13 protein-coding genes and 5 pseudogenes are annotated in these 14,717 nt (G+C 68.7%); 8 read left to right on the top strand and 10 right to left on the bottom strand.

The window, feature by feature from the left end:
• Positions 1–410: 410 nt before the first annotated feature.
• Positions 411–983, top strand: a pseudogene (locus tag ACWV17_RS25260) (IS5 family transposase); the annotation flags it as partial.
• A 1-nt stretch (position 984) separates the two neighbouring features.
• Positions 985–1,464 (top strand): annotated as a pseudogene (locus tag ACWV17_RS25255) (IS701 family transposase); the annotation flags it as partial.
• A gap of 193 nt (positions 1,465–1,657) precedes the next feature.
• Here the strand turns inward: ACWV17_RS25255 and ACWV17_RS25250 are convergent.
• Complete coding sequence (locus tag ACWV17_RS25250) at positions 1,658–2,302, bottom strand: winged helix-turn-helix transcriptional regulator (protein WP_455361514.1); 645 nt, start codon at positions 2,300–2,302, stop codon at positions 1,658–1,660.
• Between the two features lie 73 nt (positions 2,303–2,375).
• Between ACWV17_RS25250 and ACWV17_RS25245 the strand changes: the two genes are divergently transcribed.
• Together ACWV17_RS25245 and ACWV17_RS25240 are read left to right on the top strand one after the other, a co-directional pair.
• Complete coding sequence (locus ACWV17_RS25245; protein ID WP_455356916.1) at positions 2,376–2,924, top strand: dihydrofolate reductase family protein; 549 nt, start codon at positions 2,376–2,378, stop codon at positions 2,922–2,924.
• A gap of 250 nt (positions 2,925–3,174) precedes the next feature.
• Positions 3,175–3,507 carry a TfoX/Sxy family protein gene (locus ACWV17_RS25240; protein ID WP_455356915.1) on the top strand — a complete coding sequence of 111 codons (333 nt, stop codon included), beginning with the start codon at positions 3,175–3,177 and terminating at the stop codon, positions 3,505–3,507.
• A 346-nt stretch (positions 3,508–3,853) separates the two neighbouring features.
• Here the strand turns inward: ACWV17_RS25240 and ACWV17_RS25235 are convergent, their stop codons facing one another.
• A complete protein-coding gene (locus tag ACWV17_RS25235) occupies positions 3,854–4,192 on the bottom strand; it encodes a hypothetical protein (RefSeq protein WP_455361513.1) in 339 nt (112 codons plus the stop codon).
• Positions 4,193–4,751: 559 nt separating this feature from the next.
• On the opposite strand from ACWV17_RS25235, the pseudogene ACWV17_RS25230 reads away from it, so the two are divergent.
• The 4 genes and pseudogenes from ACWV17_RS25230 to ACWV17_RS25215 all read left to right on the top strand — a co-directional run.
• Positions 4,752–5,038: pseudogene (locus ACWV17_RS25230) on the top strand (AAA family ATPase); the annotation flags it as partial.
• Positions 5,038–5,464: pseudogene (locus ACWV17_RS25225) on the top strand (DUF504 domain-containing protein); the annotation flags it as partial. The pseudogenes ACWV17_RS25230 and ACWV17_RS25225, both read left to right, overlap by 1 nt.
• Before the next feature lie 240 nt (positions 5,465–5,704).
• Positions 5,705–5,995: pseudogene (locus tag ACWV17_RS25220) on the top strand (TetR/AcrR family transcriptional regulator); the annotation flags it as partial.
• On the top strand, positions 5,964–6,275 hold the full coding sequence (locus ACWV17_RS25215) for a sulfatase/phosphatase domain-containing protein (RefSeq protein WP_455361512.1): 312 nt from the start codon (positions 5,964–5,966) through the stop codon (positions 6,273–6,275). The pseudogene ACWV17_RS25220 and the gene ACWV17_RS25215, both read left to right, overlap by 32 nt.
• Positions 6,276–6,288: 13 nt before the next feature.
• Here the strand turns inward: ACWV17_RS25215 and ACWV17_RS25210 are convergent, their stop codons facing one another.
• From ACWV17_RS25210 to ACWV17_RS25175, 8 genes are all read right to left on the bottom strand, one after another.
• The gene (locus ACWV17_RS25210) at positions 6,289–6,900 is read right to left on the bottom strand and encodes a TetR/AcrR family transcriptional regulator (protein WP_455356912.1); all 612 of its coding nucleotides are present in this window, start codon (positions 6,898–6,900) and stop codon (positions 6,289–6,291) included.
• 115 nt (positions 6,901–7,015) lie between these two features.
• On the bottom strand, positions 7,016–7,876 hold the full coding sequence (locus tag ACWV17_RS25205) for a 3-hydroxybutyryl-CoA dehydrogenase (protein WP_455361511.1): 861 nt from the start codon (positions 7,874–7,876) through the stop codon (positions 7,016–7,018).
• Positions 7,877–7,987: 111 nt separating this feature from the next.
• The gene (locus ACWV17_RS25200) at positions 7,988–9,160 is read right to left on the bottom strand and encodes an acyl-CoA dehydrogenase family protein (RefSeq protein ID WP_455361510.1); all 1,173 of its coding nucleotides are present in this window, start codon (positions 9,158–9,160) and stop codon (positions 7,988–7,990) included.
• Between the two features lie 43 nt (positions 9,161–9,203).
• On the bottom strand, positions 9,204–10,376 hold the full coding sequence (locus ACWV17_RS25195; RefSeq protein ID WP_455361509.1) for an acyl-CoA dehydrogenase family protein: 1,173 nt from the start codon (positions 10,374–10,376) through the stop codon (positions 9,204–9,206).
• Positions 10,377–10,435: 59 nt separating this feature from the next.
• The gene (locus ACWV17_RS25190; RefSeq protein WP_455361508.1) at positions 10,436–12,505 is read right to left on the bottom strand and encodes an acetate--CoA ligase family protein; all 2,070 of its coding nucleotides are present in this window, start codon (positions 12,503–12,505) and stop codon (positions 10,436–10,438) included.
• A 1-nt stretch (position 12,506) separates the two neighbouring features.
• Positions 12,507–12,698, bottom strand: a complete 192-nt coding sequence (locus tag ACWV17_RS25185) for a ferredoxin (protein WP_455356907.1) — start codon at positions 12,696–12,698, stop codon at positions 12,507–12,509.
• Positions 12,695–14,005 (bottom strand): NADH-ubiquinone oxidoreductase-F iron-sulfur binding region domain-containing protein, encoded by a 1,311-nt coding sequence (locus tag ACWV17_RS25180; RefSeq protein ID WP_455361507.1) that lies wholly within the window; start codon positions 14,003–14,005, stop codon positions 12,695–12,697. Before ACWV17_RS25180 ends, ACWV17_RS25185 begins: the two co-directional genes overlap by 4 nt.
• Positions 14,002–14,427, bottom strand: a complete 426-nt coding sequence (locus ACWV17_RS25175; RefSeq protein ID WP_455356905.1) for a hypothetical protein — start codon at positions 14,425–14,427, stop codon at positions 14,002–14,004. The genes ACWV17_RS25180 and ACWV17_RS25175 overlap by 4 nt, the downstream gene beginning before the upstream one ends.
• Positions 14,428–14,717: the final 290 nt, after the last annotated feature.

The following is a 14,717-nucleotide window of genomic DNA, read 5'->3' as shown; positions in this document are numbered from 1 at the left end:
GGTCCGCAGTGAGGATGTGTTTGCTGAGAGTGTGATGCAGGCGGTCGCGGCCAGTGTGGGTGCCCGGACCGGGGGCGGCATGGACGCCGACGGTAAGGACGGGGACGGTAAGGACGGTAAGGACGGTAAGGGTGGCGTGGGGGGTGCTGCGAGTGCGGATGCGCTGGCGGCCAGTGGTGATGCGGCGGCGGGTATCACGACGTCGGGTGGTACGGCGACCAGTGGTGATGCTGCGTCGGGTGGGGTGGGTTCGTGTACGGGGTGGTGTGTGATCGTGACGGGTGCTGCGGTGAGCGGGGATGCGAGTGCGGATGCCCTCAATGACGGGGATGCGACGGCTGTCAGTGGGGATGCGACGGCGACGGGCGGTACGGCGACGGGCGGCGGGGCCTGAGTAGGGCTAAGACGTCATCTCGGATGAGTTGTGGGAGCTGTTCCAGCGGGTGGTACCGGAGGCGCCGTCGCGACCGCAAGGTGGTGGACGGCGCCCGACACGGTGACCGGGAGGTGCTGGCGGCGATCGTGTTCGTGGCCACGTCGGGTTGCACCTGGCAGCAACTGCCGTCGGCATCGTTCGGGCCATCGGGAGCGACAGCTCACCGCCGCTTCTCCGAGTGGTCCAAGGCCAGGGTGTGGGCCAAGCTCCACCGCTTGGTGCTCGACGAGCTCGGCTCGCGGGGTGAGTTGGACTGGTCCCGCTGCGCAGTCGACTCGGTGAACATGCGGGCCTTGAAAAGGGGGACCTGACAGGTCCGAATCCTGTAGATCGGGGTAAGTACGGCTCAAAGATCCACTTGCTGAGGGAGCGGACCGGTCTGCCTCTGTCAGTGGCCATCTCTGGAGCGAACCTCCACGACAGTCAGGCCCTGATCCCCCTGGTCAAGGGCATCCCGCCCATCCGCTCCCGCCGCGGACCTTGTCGGCGCAGGCCGGCCAAGCTCCACGCCGACAAGGGCTACGACTACTCCCACCTGCGGCGATGGGAGCATCGACCACCGCATCGACGAACTGATCGCCGGTCTGACGCGGCAGAAGTGGAAGCGACGTTCCTGTGGGGCCGGTGCCCACGGCCCACGCGTCTACGACTGGGCCCGCGCCGAGGTCCGGCCCTGGCACCGGCCCGACTGGCGGCACTGGGTCCTGGCCCGCCGCAGCATCACCGACCCCGCGAAGATCGCCTACTACATCGCCTACGCACCCGCCGAGACCACCCTCGACGAGCTCGTTGCGGTGGCTGGCGCCCGCTGGGCGATCGAGGAATGCTTCCAGAGCGCGAAGGGCGAGTGCGGCCTGGACGACTATCAAGTCCGCCGCTACGACGGATGGCACCGGCACACCACCCTGGCCATGGCCGCCCACGCCTGTCTCACCATGCTCCGGGCCGGCGAACTCGACGCCGCGGGGAAAGCAGAAACGGATCAGCCGGCCTCGTCCCGCTCAGCCTCCCCGAACTCAGACGCCTGATCACTCGCCTCAGTCCGCGGCCCAGGCCCGCCGTCTCTCACGTTCTGCACTGGTCACACTGGCGCCGCAGACGACAACACCAAGCCCGCGCCAGCCACTACAAACAGCGCGGCCACAGCCCATAGAACCGCCCACCCGTCACTACAAAGACCGTTGCAGTACTCAGAGGGGTTCACTGCGGCGGTGAGCTTCCTCATCCGCCGACGACATTGAGCAGGGCAATCGCCGCTTCGTGATCGCCTTCGATGCGGATGTCGTTGCGCTTCAGACTCTCGCTGGTGGCTCGTTGGCCGTGGAGGAATGCGTTGAGGTTGGCCGATGAGACGATGATTCGCGCCGCGGGGTGCTGCCCGGTGGGTCCAGTGACGAGCAGGCCACCATTGCCTGGTGCGGCATGGAAGATCTCTTCATCGAGCTGCAGCTCGACCGGGGCGGGGAGGTTCTTGACCTTGTCCGGGTTCGCGAAGGCTTTGAATGCGAGCATTAGGGACGCGGGGGTGACTGGCAGCTCGGGCAGGCGCTGCGGGGAGCGGCTTGCCCAGATCCCGAGGGCGGCGATGACTGGCTCGAGCTCACGGCCCCAGTCGGTCAGCTGGTAGACCCAGGATCCGGCGGGGGGCGGCAGCTTCCTGCGGGTGACCACGTCGCTGGCCGTCAGCTCACGGAGCCTTTGAGTGAGAACGCTGGTGCTCGCACCGGGGAGCCGGCCTTGGAGGTCGGTGAATCGTTTAGGGGAGAACAGCAGCTCGCGGACCACCAGCAAGGCCCAGCGTTCCCCCACCAGGTCGAGGGCCTGGGCTGCGTGGCATCCGTCCTCATAGGACCGTCGAGAGATCACCCCCCATAGTCTAGCCAGCGAGACTCGAAGCTTGCACTTGCTTGCTCACAGTTGATGCTTTTGAATTAAAAGTATGGCTCCCATCCGACTCATCGTGGCCGCGCTACTGACGCTCGACGGCGTGCACGACCGACCGCGCTCCTTCTCCGGGTCCTACTTCGACGATGAGGCCGCTGCGCTTGCCATGGCGGACCTCGAACCCTGCGAGGCGATGCTGATGGGCCGCAACACCTACGAGTACTTCGCCCAGGCGTGGCCGACCGCGACCGGCCCCTATGCGGACCGGGTCAACAGCATCCGCAAGTACGTGTTCTCCGCGACCCTTGACCAACCGAAGTGGAGCAACACCAGCGTGATCTCAGGCAACGTCATCGAGGCCGTCGCCGAGCTCAAACGCCGCGCCCGCGGCGATCTCATGATCTACGGCTGCGGGCAGCTCTCAAGGACGCTCCTTGAACACGGCCTCGTCAACGAACTGAAACTCATCATCTTTCCCGTCATCGCCGGTGCCGGCACCCCCCTGTTCCGTCCCGGGAAGACGCTACCCATGCGGCTGATCTCAGCTCGAACGCGAACAAACGGCACTGTAGAACTCCGCTACGCCGGCCCACAGGACAACTGACTCGCTTCGACCATGCATCGAGGAGGTCTGCCGATGTAACCGAGCGTCTTCATCCGCCAGCCGGCTCACCGACCCCATCACAACGTCCGAGACGAAGGGTTGCTCACGATGAGCGCTCAGTAGAGGCAGGAGAGAACGTCCCACCGCTCTCGGTAGCGCTACGAACTCGATGCCCAGACGCACCGTCCGACCTCGTTCCGCGACTCGCGAGACCCCGCTCACCGACCCACCACTCTGAAGGGAGGATGTCATGGCCTACGACGAAGACCTTGCCGAACGAGTGCGCGAGATCCTGGCCGTGCGAACAGACGTCACCGAACGCAAGATGTTCGGCGGCATCGCGTTCATGGTCGCGGGCAACATGGCCTGCGGAGTCCTTGGCCAGGACCTTGTGCTGCGCCTCGGCGAGGAGAACGCTTCCATCGCCCTGGATGAACCCCACACGCGTCCATTCGACTTCACCGGTCGACCAGAGAAAGCAACGATCTACGCCGGGCCCGCGGCCATCAGCACGGATGCCCAGCTGACCCATTGGGTCCATCAGGCAACGCGGTTCGCGGCAACTCTGCAACGGAAACGCTGACCAACGGGAAGCCCGCACTCAACAGGGCAACGGCAACCGGCATCTTCGACGTCCCTGATCTGCCGCCCACGGTGAAGAAGGAGCCGCGGTTCGCGGCCATGCACGCGTCGTGGGACGCGGCGTGGGCGCAGGTGGCGTTCTGTACTGCCGATGGGAAGACGTCTGGCAGGCCCGGCACGCCGGATGGCACGGCGCCGCAGAGCTTTCTCCAGATCTTGATATGGCTCATGAGCAGCGCGTCTCGGCCCTGTGCATCCAGCAGTGGCGAAGCCACATGCGCGAACCGCCGCCCACAAGCTACGAGCTTGTGGGCGGCGGCCGCGATCTCGCATGGGGGTGCCGGTACCTACGGCTTTACCGGATCGCCGTTCCCCAGTTCCAGCCACCACACACTGTCGTCGCGTGTCAGGTCCACTACCTGCCGCTGCCCACCGCTGAAGCGGAGTTCGACGGAGGCCAAACCTGGTACGACGGGGTCGGATACAACTGCTTCGACCGGTGCGTCAGCGTATGTGCGGTACTTGGAGATCAGCCCCTGTGCGGCCCGCTCCCTGTCGGTGTACCAAGGGGCGCCGATATCGGCCAGGTCCGCGGCATCACCGGCCTGGAGACTTTGGACGTACACCTTGATGACCAGTTCGACTTGGCGGGCGACGTCGTCTGCGTCGGGATAGATGGACTCCACAGGACGGACCGTCACGTTCACCGCCGGCGAGTCCCGCAGTGCGTAAGCTTGACCCGAACGATCTCCGCCTACGTGCCCCTCTGGGAGACAGTCCAGGGCAAGCCCCCCGCACCCCCCTTTCTTCAGAACAGGCGCGCCACCAAAGACCAGCTCGTTCCACCGGCACTGACGCCCGCTGCTGGCGACGCGACGGAATTGGCGTCGGCCCTGCCATGCCTCAAGTCCTGGCGCTCGAGCAGATCGCGAGTGTGAGCACCATGCCAGAGTCAAGGCTGACTGTGACCAGGAGCGCCGCTCGCATCTCCGATTTGAGTACCGACTGCTCACCCGCCCTCCACCCCTGAAATCTGGCCATGGGTGCGGACGGAATCTGCTGGTCCGCGGCCGATGGTCTGCTGGAGTGGCGGGGCGAGTGAACGCGACCCGTACCCGAGCGACTTATCGGAAGAGCAGTGGTCGTCGATCGAGCCGGTGATCACCCTCGTACGCCGCATCTGCCGTGGTCGCCGGTGCGGCGTCGGACGACGTACGAGTCGGTTACATGTCCGGGCTGCGCGGGTGGGACGCCACGTCCCTCAACCAGCACCAGCGTTCCCTGGTGGACGGGGTGGGCGCCGCGACGCCCTGGTCACTCACGTGGTCGCGCTGGTGGACGAGGACGAGTTGGCAAGGCGCAACGAGGGGCGGGCGCACCCGGTGCCGCCCGAGGTGCTCACCTCGCAGCTGCTCCGGTTCACCCCGCCATACCTGGGCGAGGCCCATCGCACGTGGTGCATCGGGGACCATGGAACCGTCGACGACGCAGAAGGCATTCTGGGCGGCGCCGTGGACGCAGGCGAGGTCTGATGCGCACGATCGACGAGTTCCATCACCAGGTCCGCTGGGACCCGCGGTTCGATCCGGCCCGGTTCGTGCTGGGGATCAACCAGCGTGGTGCCGCCCCCAAGCGCGTTCCGCTGCCCTCCTTCGTACCCGGTGGCGACATCCCCTGGCACCGGGTGCTGTTCGTCGAGGCGGACGGCGAACTGGTCTGGGATCGCGCCACCGGTGTGGACCGCATCGACACGTCGGACGCCGACCGGGTGCGAGACCCCTCGCCTCCTGCGAGCGCCTATCTTCACGGCCGGGACGCCCTACGCGTGGGACCCGGCGGACGGATGGCGCCCCGCGGACGGCGCACCCCGGACGACCGTGCCGAGTGCGGGGAGTCTGCGCGTACTGACCTGGAACACCCTGTGGGACCGGTACGACAGCGACGCCATAGACACTGCCGCCTCCGTCGGTTGACTCAGGGACGGTCGGCATGTGTGGCTCGTGGTTCCGGGCCGCACGGCTGCAACGAACGGTTGTCGCAGGGGCCCTGTGTGCTGCTTATTCAACGGTGAGGGCGTCCAAGTGTTCAAGCCGTCGCGTTGGTGGCGTGTGTGAGGCTGACCACCGCCCGTTTCGTATGCCTCCAGCGCGGCCCGTTCGGCGCCGGGCTGATAGCCGTTCGCCCTGGTCCAGATCAGCGCCGGGCTCTACCGGGCACTGCTGAGCCCGGGAGGAGGCGGCCCGCTGGGCCACGTACTCCATCAGGATCTGCGGGCCCGCAGTCACACCGAGCGCACGCTGGTCGGCGCGCCGGAGCCCGAGCTGATCGCCTCGGCTGTAGCCGCTACCTTCGCAGGGGTGCTCGCTGACTGGCTGCACGGCCTCATCGAGGCCACTCCGGGTGAGATCGCCCAGCACGTCTGGCGCCTGCTCGTCACACTCCACCGAACACCCTGCCGTGACGAACCGCTGCGCCACCCGCACCGGTGACAGCCTCGGTATCAAGCCGCTGCTGACCACCGCGGGCGACGGCGGTCGCACGTACGCCTACACCGAGGCGTTCGGTCAGACCAACCGCCGCAGCGGCACCGCCGCCCCCGACGTGTGGGCGATCCGCGACAGCCGGTACAAGCTCATCCACTACGACGACGGGAGGGAAGAGCTCTACGACCTGTCCGATGACCCCCTCGAACCACGCAACGTCCTCACCGCACAGCCTGAGGCAGCAGCGCGCCTGCGAAAACAGGCCGAGCCGGTGCGCAAGGAGTGATCCGTCCCGGCTCTCAGATGTCCGGGAACTCCGGCGCAATATCGAGAGCCGGGGCGACGGCCTGCCAGATCGCTGCCTGGGCCCTCTCGAGATCGACCCGCGGGTCGTCCAGCATCAGACGGATACCGAAGCCGTCGCACAGAGCGAGAAGCAGCGTGCTCGTCGCCACAACGTCGCAGGCGGCGAACTCCCCAGAGTCGATTCCCCGCTCCAGTGCCCCGCCCACCCAGGTATGGAGCTGGCCGTACAGGTCGACAGCGAGGTCCTGAGCAGCCTCGTCGCGCAGCGCGCGCACCCAGAGCTCCTGCCAGAGCTTCCAGTCCTGCCGGAGTTCCGGGTCTGTCGGCAGCAGGCTTCGCACGATGCGCGCCAGGGTGACCGAGGCCGGAACCGAGCCGGCGCCGTTCTCGAAATCGGTGCCGGTTTGTTCGAAGGAATGCGTCATCGCCTCAGCGAAGAGCTTCTCGCGCGTATCGAAGTGGTAGTGCAGCAGCGCCGTCGATACGCCTGCCTGCTCGGCGACCATGCGCATACGGATCTTCTCGAACCCGACCTCCGCGATCACTTCGCACGCGGAGGTGAGGATCCGCTCACGCGTTTCGAGCGTACGTTCCGCCTTGGTCACGTCGATGCTCTCCGTCCCGGATCGGCGCCGTGTGGTCGGCGGGCCTGGCTGTCGGCCCCGTACTCCATCTTTCCGTATCGCAGCCCCCGGCTGCGGCCCTGGGGCGATGCGGTGGTCATCGGTAGGTGTGGAAGCCCCTGCCTGACTTACGTCCGAGCATGCCTGCGTCGACCATCCGGGCCAGCAGCGGTGGTGGCGCGTACAGCGGTTCCCGGTACTCCTCGTACATCGACTCCGCGATGGCCTGGGTGGTGTCGAGTCCGATCAGGTCGGTCAGCGCGAGCGGCCCGAGCGGATGGGCGCAGCCCAGGGTCATCCCCTGGTCGATGTCCTCGACCGATGCGGTGCCGGCCTCGGCCATCCGCACTGCGGCCAGTAGGTACGGGACGAGCAGCGCATTCACGATGAAGCCCGCGCGGTCCTGGGCGCGGATGACCTGCTTGCCCAGCACCTGGGAGGCGAACGTCTCCGCGCGCCGGGCGGTCTCCTCACTGGTCAGCAGGGACGGCACCAGCTCGACCAGAGGAAGCACCGGGAGGGGGTTGAAGAAGTGGAGGCCGACTACCTGTTCCGGGCGCGAGGTGGCCGCCGCGAGCCGGATGACCGGGATCGAGGAGGTGTTGGTCGCCAGAATTGCGTCCCTGCGTTCCACGTTTGCGTCGAGCCGGGCGAACACGTCCAGCTTCGTCGACTCGTCTTCGGCCACTGCTTCGACGACGAGATCACGGTCTGCCATCCGGGTCATGTCCGTGGTCATCGCGATCCGGTCGAACGCCGCCTCACGTTCGGTGACGGACAGCTTTCCGGCGACCGCGGCACGCTCCAGGGAACCGGCGATCCTCTTCAGGCCGGCGTCGGCAGCCACTCGGCTCGTCTCAACCACCACGACGTCCCGTCCAGCCCGGGCGCACACTTCGGCGATACCGGAACCCATCAGGCCGCACCCCACGATCCCAATCCGTTCGACATCGGTCATCGGTTCTCCATCCACTGGGGCATTGACGGGCAACCGGTGCCCGGTTCCTTTCGTAGGGGAATGACGGCGGTCCCGGCCGTGGACCGACGGCCGGGACCGCCGCATCGGGCATCAGGCGGAGGAGGGCATCTGCAGAATGCCCGTGCCCCGCTTGACGAGTTCGCCCGCGATGATGAGGCGCTGGATCTCTGAGGTGCCTTCCCAGATGCGGTCGACGCGCAGTTCGCGGTAGAGGCGCTCGACGGGGTAGGAGCGGTCGTAGCCGCGGCCGCCGAAGATCTGCAGGCACCGGTCGATGACCCGGCCGGACGCCTCGCTCGCTGACAGCTTGGCGACGGCGGCCTTCGCGTGCAGCGTCTTGCGGTCGGCGCTGCCCTCGGTCACCTCCCAGGCGACCTGGTGGGTGTAGGCGCGGTTGACGGCGATGTCGACGGCGCAGTCGGCGAGCATGCCCTGGATGAGCTGGAAGTCGGCGATGGGGGAACCGAACTGCCGGCGCTCTACAGCCCAGTCGCGGGCGAGTTCCAGGGCGCGTTCGGCGGCGCCAATGGTCCGGGCGGCGATCATCAGCCGCTCCTCGGTGAACCAGGAGCGAGTGATGTCGTAGCCGTTGCCCACCTCGCCGAGGACGGCGTCCGCCGGAACGTGGACATCGGTGAAGGTGAACTCGGGGTGTTCGTAGACGAACGTGTGCATCCACCGCGGCACGCGGGTCATTTCGATGCCCGGCGTGTCCTTGTCGACGAGGAACAGGGTGGGTGCCCGCTCCTCCCCGGCCGCGGCGAGCACGATCATGAAGTCGGCGTGGTCGCCGACGGTGACGAACCACTTCTCGCCGTTCAGCACCCAGCCGCTGTGGGTCCGCGTCGCCGTGGTCTTGAGGTTCTGCGGGTCGGAGCCGGCCTCGGGCTCGGTCACCGCGTAGCAGTCGCGGCGCGATCCGCGGATGACAGGGACGAGGTACCGCTCGCGCTGCTCGGGGGTGCAGAAACGCAGCGCGTTCGCCGGACGCCACACCATGTCCCACAGCGCGCCTGTGAGCCGCCCGAGCTCCTCCTGAACCGTGGCCTGTTCCAGGATGGTGAGACCGGCGCCGCCCCACTCCTTCGGCATGTTGACGGCCTGCAGGCCGCTGTCGAGCACGGCGTCGCGGATCTTGGTGTGGGCCTGCGGGGGCAGGCCGTTGTTCTCCTCGCAGTCGAGCTCGTACTTCATGATGAAGTCGGTGAGCCCGCGCGCGGCGCTCTTGAGCTCTCCCTGACGGGCGGTGAGGCGGAAGTCCATGTCAGTCCTCGGGATTGTCGTTACGGGTCCGGTGTGGCGGACGTCAGGAGGGGGGCAGCGCGAGTGCCCGGGTGCCGCGCTTGATGAGCTCGTTGGCGATGATGAGGCGCTGGATCTCTGAGGTGCCTTCCCAGATGCGGTCGACGCGCAGTTCGCGGTAGAGGCGCTCGACGGGGTAGGAGCGGTCGTAGCCGCGGCCGCCGAAGATCTGCACGCACCGGTCGATGACCCGGCCGGCGGCTTCGCTCGCCGCGAGTTTCGCCGTCGATGCCTTGGCGTGCAGGGTCTTTCGGTCGGTGTGCGGCTGGTCGGCTTCCCAGGCGACCTGGTGGGTGTAGGCGCGGTTGACGGCGATGTCGACGGCGCAGTCGGCGAGCATGCCCTGGATGAGCTGGTAGTCGGCGATGGGGGAGCCGAACTGCCGGCGCTCCACTGCCCAGTCCCGGGCGAGCTTCAGGGCCCGCTCGGCCGCGCCCACGGTCCGGGCGGCGATCATCAGCCGCTCATCGGTGAACCACTCCTTCGTCAGCTCGTAGCCGTTGCCGATGCCGCCGAGCACGTCCTCGTCGGGGACGAAGACATCGGTGAAGGTGAATTCGGGGTGCCCGTTCACCGCGGAGTGCATGAACTGCGGCACGCGCGTCATCTCGACACCCGGCGCCTGCTTGTCGACGAAGAACAGGGTCGCGGCCCGCTCCGGACCGGCATCGGCCTGCACCAGCAGGAAGTCGGCGATGTCACCGCAGGTCACGAACCACTTCTCGCCGTTCAGCAGCCAGCCGCCGTCGGTACGGGTGGCGGTGCTGGTGCATGAGCCGGGGTCGGAGCCCGCGCCCGGCTCGGTCACCGCGAAGGCGTCGAACCGCTCGCCGCGGATGATCGGAAGCAGGTACTTTTCCCGTTGTGCTTCGGTGCCGTAGGCCAGGACGTTGGCGGGCCGCCAGGGGATGTCCCAGAGGCAGTTGGTGACCTTGCCGAACTCCTCCTCGACGATGACCTGGTCGAGAAGGGACAGGCCCGCCCCGCCCCACTCGGCGGGCATGTTGATCGCGTACACGCCGGTTTCGATCGCGGCGCGGGTCAGTTCGCGGACCGTGTCTGCGGGGAGTGGCCCGCCGGCCTCCTCGGACTGGTCCTCGTACTGCATCAGGAGCTGCGCGTAGGCGGCGGCACGGGTCTTGAGGTCGGCCTGCTCGGGGGTGTAGCGGTAGTCCATCGTGTTCTCCGGGGGCTTGGGTCGTACGGGGCGGCAGGGGTGGGGGAGCAGGGGTGCTGTCAGTCCAGGACGGCCCGGGCGTCGAGGGCCAGGGCACCGTCCGGACGGACGAGCAGTGGATTGACCTCGAGTTCGGCGATCTCCGGGTGCGCGGCGGCGACTGTGGTGATGCGCTCGACGACAGCAGCCGCAGCGGCCACATCGACGGTCGGCCGGCCTCGGACGCCTGACAGCAGCGCAGCAGTCCGTAGACTCCGCAGCAGTTGTTCGGCGCGAGCGGCAGGGACGGGCGCAAGCGAGAAGGCGACGTCGTGAAGTGTCTCGGTGAGGACTCCGCCGAGGCCGACCATGGCGACCGGTCCGAACCGGGGGTCGCGGTTGACGCCCACGATCAGCTCGATGCCGTCCGTGAGGTCGGCCATCGCCTCGACCGAGTAGGAGGGGGCGCCGAGTCTGGTGTGCATGTCCCGGTACGCGGCGAGGAGCGCGTCCCGGTCGGCGAGTCGCAGGGCCACGCCGCCCGCGTCGGACTTGTGCAGGACGTGCAGGGCCTTCAGCACGTACGGACCGTCGAACTCTTCGGCCGCGGCGAGCAGTCCGGCCTCGTCGGTGATTTCGCGGGCCGGTGGGAACGGCACACCGGCGGCGCTGAGCAGCGCCCGGATCCCGTGGTATCCGGCGTCCTGCAGCGGCGCGGCAGCGGGGGGCAGCGGGGTGACACCGGTCGCGTCGCCCGCCGCGGGAGCCGTCATCGCGGCCAGTGCGCGGGCGGCGTCCTCGGTGGCGGTGAACACCGGTATCCCCGCGTGGGCCAGCACCTGGCAGCTCGGCGACTGCGGATACATCGACTGCACGACCAGCGGTTTCGGTGTTCTCCTCTGATGCGTGACGATCTCCCGTGCGGCCTCCAGCTCGCCCTCGGCGAGCGCGGAACCGCCGGCCGGGGCGCCACCGAGGCCGCCCTCGGAGGCCGCGTAGCCGCCGAAGTAGCCCGTCATCAGGACGGTGTCGACTTCGTCAGCGGCGAGCAGCCCTGCGACCGTGTCGGCGTACGAGAGGGGGTTCTGCTCACCCATCCCGGCCAGGTCGACCGGGTTGCCGACCGAGGACTGCTCCCACAGCACTGTCCTCAGTCGTTCCTGGGCCGGTGCGCCGAGTTCCGGCACGTCCAGCCCGGCGTCTTCGGCTGCGTCGGCGGCGATGGCGCCGTGGCCGCCGCCGTCCGTGAAGACCGCGGTCCGTCGCCCGCTCGTACGGGATCCGGCGTTCAGGGCAGCCAGAACAACGGTCATCTCCCGCGGTGTGGAGACGAGTTGCACGCCGGCGTCGCGGCAGGCCGCAGCCACCACGTCGGACGAGGTGGTGAGGGCGCCGGTGTGTGACTGGGCGCTGCGGGCCGAGGCGCTGCCACGGCCCGCGGTGAGCAGCACGACCGGCTTGCCCGCTGCCGCGGCTGCCTGGGCGAAGGCGCGGCCGTCGCCGAAGTCCTCCGCGTACACGGCGATGGCACGCGTGGCCTCGTGCCGTGCGCAGTCCTCGACGAGGTCGACGAGGGTGACATCGGCCTGGTTTCCGAGGGAGACGAAGCGGGAGAATCCCATGTTGTGCGGCGCGAAGCGGAGCTGGAGTTCGAGCGCGAGGTTGCCGCTCTGGCTCAGCAGGGCGACACCACCGGGCGCGAAGGTGTCCGAGGCCAGGTAGAGCTCGGTGGTGTTGTCCGCGACCCCGAGGCAGTTGGGGCCGACCAGGACAGCGCCGGCGGCGCGTACACGGTCGGCGATTGCTTGCTGGCGGGCCAGTCCGGCGGGGCCCGCCTCGGCAAAGCCGGCGGTGATGCCGACGATCGCCCGCGCGCCACTGGCCAGGGCGTCATCGACGGCGGCCTCAAAGCCCGGGCCCGGTACGGAGATGACCACCAGGTCGACGGATTCGCCTATGTCGGCGAGGCTTGTGGCGGCGGTGCGGCCAAGGACCGTACCGCCGCGGCGGTTCACCAGGTGTACGTGCCGCCGGTCGGGGGCGCGCAGGGCCTGGGAGGCCACCGCGTTGCCGTATTTCGCCGGGTCGTTGCTGGCGCCGACGACGGCGACGGACTTGGGGTCGAAGAGGGCGGTCAGGTCGCGTCTCATGTCACGTCTCCAGCCGGAGTGCGGAGTTGGGGCAGGCTTCGGCACAGGCGCGGGCCGCTGCCTCGCTGCCGGACGGCACCGGGACGGCGATCACGGTCGCGTAGCCCCATTCATCGAGCTCGACGAGGTCAGGAGCAGGCTCCTGACAGAGGCCGTAGCCCTGGCAGCGTGTGGAGTCCAGCAGGAGTTTCACGGTGTTCCTTTCAGCGAGGGCACCGGGGAAGGACCGGGCAGCGGGGCAGTGTGCGGGGGCGAGCCCGCGACCTCCGGTACGGCGACCGCGAGGCGGCGACCGCCGTCGGGAGGACAGAAGGCGCATGCGGGGCAAGGGCTGTCGAGGTGGGACTGCACGAGTTCGGGGAAGGCGCGGATCAGGCTTCCTGCCGTGCCCGCGGCGGCGTCGAGCAGGCCGCAGGCGCCACGCCCGGGCAGGGTGGAGGACCATCGGAGGAGTTTGGAGAGGGCATCGGGTCCGGCTGTGCCTGCGGTCAGAGCGTGCAGGGTGCCGCGGATCGAGGCCGTGCCGGCCACGCAGATGCCGCACTGCTGTGCGCTTTCGGCCGTGAGATGGCCGACGGCGTTGGCTGCGGTCGTCACCGGGCACTCGCCGGGGGCGAGGAAGCGGATCGCTCCGCAGCCCAGGGCCGTCGCCGCGTCGGCCAGCGTGTCGGGATCGAGCGCGAGGCCGAGGGAGCTGAGCCCGATCAGTCCGCCGAACAGTCCGCCCATGAGGGCCCCGGTCGCGTCGGGAGTGCCCTGTGCCTCGGCCAGTGTCCGCAGTGCGGTGCCGTACGGAACCTCGGCGAGCACCGGCGTAGCGGTCCCGCCGGACAGGGTCACCAGGGTGGAGCGGGCGATTCGTCGGCGCAGGTCCGGCCGTGCGGCGATCAGGGCGATACGCGCGAGGGTCTCGACGTTGGAGACGAGGGTCGGTTCGTCGCCGATGCCCTGCTCGTACGGACGGGGTGGCTTGGCGGTGGGCAAGGCCGGCCCGCCGTTGATCCTGCGGACCACCGCCGTCTCCTCGCCGGCGACATAGCTGCGCCCGGTCTCGATCACCTCGACGGGCAGTGGGGGACTCCACTCGGCGAGGGCCTGGCGGACGCGTTCGCCCGCTGCCGGATCGGAGAGGTACACGTATCCCCGTACGGCGCCAGTGATGGCGGCGGCGCGGGCGAGGCCATCCAGGACGAGGTGCGGCCTGGCCCGCAGCAGCCAGCGGTCCTTGGCCGAGCCTGGTTCGCCCTCCTCCCCGTTGGCCACCACGACCGGCACGCCGCCGACGTCGCGGACGGCCCGCAGCTTCACGGCGGCCGGGAATCCTGCGCCCCCGCGCCCGCGCAGAGCGGTCGCGGTGATGTGGTTGAGCAGCACGTCCGGGCCGGTCACATCCCGGTAGCCACCGGCGGCGAGGTATGCCTCGGCCGTCTCGGTCACCTCCGGCGCGGCGCCGAGCAGGGTGCCCAGCAGTCCCGGCATCAGGGATCGGGTCCCGGTCATCCTCGGCCTCCATCGGGTTCGTCGGGTACGGGTACGGCGGTGCGCAGGGTGCGTACCGCTTCTTCGAGGGCCGTGCGGTCCGCCGCGGTCCGGTCGTATCCGGGTCCCGGCAGGCCGATGAGCATGCGGTGGTGGTCGAGCACGACTTCTCCCGCGAGCAGTGCCGCCTGCCGGTCGCCGGGGCTGGAGCCGTCGGCGACGCTGGTCACCAGGGCGGTGACCTCGGCGAGATAGCGGAGCCAGCTGCGCCGGCTGCCATGCAGGATCAAGGTCTCCACGCGCCGGCGCTCGGCGGCCGTCAGTTCCGGTGGTGCTGCGGCCGTTCCCGGCACAAGGGTGCGCAGGGCGGCAACGGTGGAGGGCAGTTCCCGTTCCGGTTCAGGAGTGAGCCCGAGCCAGACCAGACTCCGACGACCGCTCATGCGTGCCTCCGGGAGGGGATGGGGAGCAGGCACGGCCCGACCGTGGGCTGCAGTGAGCCGAGTGGCGACGAGCCGTGCCCTTGGCTGCCTGCCGGCGGTGCGATGCCGTGCGACGGGGACATTGCGATACGGACCCGGGCGTGAGGCGTCCAGGAGGCTGCAGGCGTCCGGTTCGACGAGAACGACGAATCGCGGCGAGCAGCGATGGCGACTACGCTAACTAACCAATTAGTCAACGCACAAGTCTTGACTCTGCGGAAATACCTCATCAGGCTAACTGACCAATTAGT

This window comes from Streptomyces mabaensis, from assembly GCF_053763515.1.
The sequence above is the reverse complement of the archived record's forward strand: the minus strand, read 5'-3'. Positions and strand labels throughout refer to the sequence as shown.

Coding starts and splice junctions, on each gene's coding strand:
- ACWV17_RS25180 (WP_455361507.1), bottom strand. CDS start 14,005: ATGACCGGGACCCGATCCCTGATGCCGGGACTGCTGGGCACCCTGCTC.
- ACWV17_RS25245 (WP_455356916.1), top strand. CDS start 2,376: ATGGCTCCCATCCGACTCATCGTGGCCGCGCTACTGACGCTCGACGGC.
- ACWV17_RS25200 (WP_455361510.1), bottom strand. CDS start 9,160: ATGGACTTCCGCCTCACCGCCCGTCAGGGAGAGCTCAAGAGCGCCGCG.
- ACWV17_RS25190 (WP_455361508.1), bottom strand. CDS start 12,505: ATGAGACGCGACCTGACCGCCCTCTTCGACCCCAAGTCCGTCGCCGTC.
- ACWV17_RS25175 (WP_455356905.1), bottom strand. CDS start 14,427: ATGAGCGGTCGTCGGAGTCTGGTCTGGCTCGGGCTCACTCCTGAACCG.
- ACWV17_RS25240 (WP_455356915.1), top strand. CDS start 3,175: ATGGCCTACGACGAAGACCTTGCCGAACGAGTGCGCGAGATCCTGGCC.
- ACWV17_RS25195 (WP_455361509.1), bottom strand. CDS start 10,376: ATGGACTACCGCTACACCCCCGAGCAGGCCGACCTCAAGACCCGTGCC.
- ACWV17_RS25205 (WP_455361511.1), bottom strand. CDS start 7,876: ATGACCGATGTCGAACGGATTGGGATCGTGGGGTGCGGCCTGATGGGT.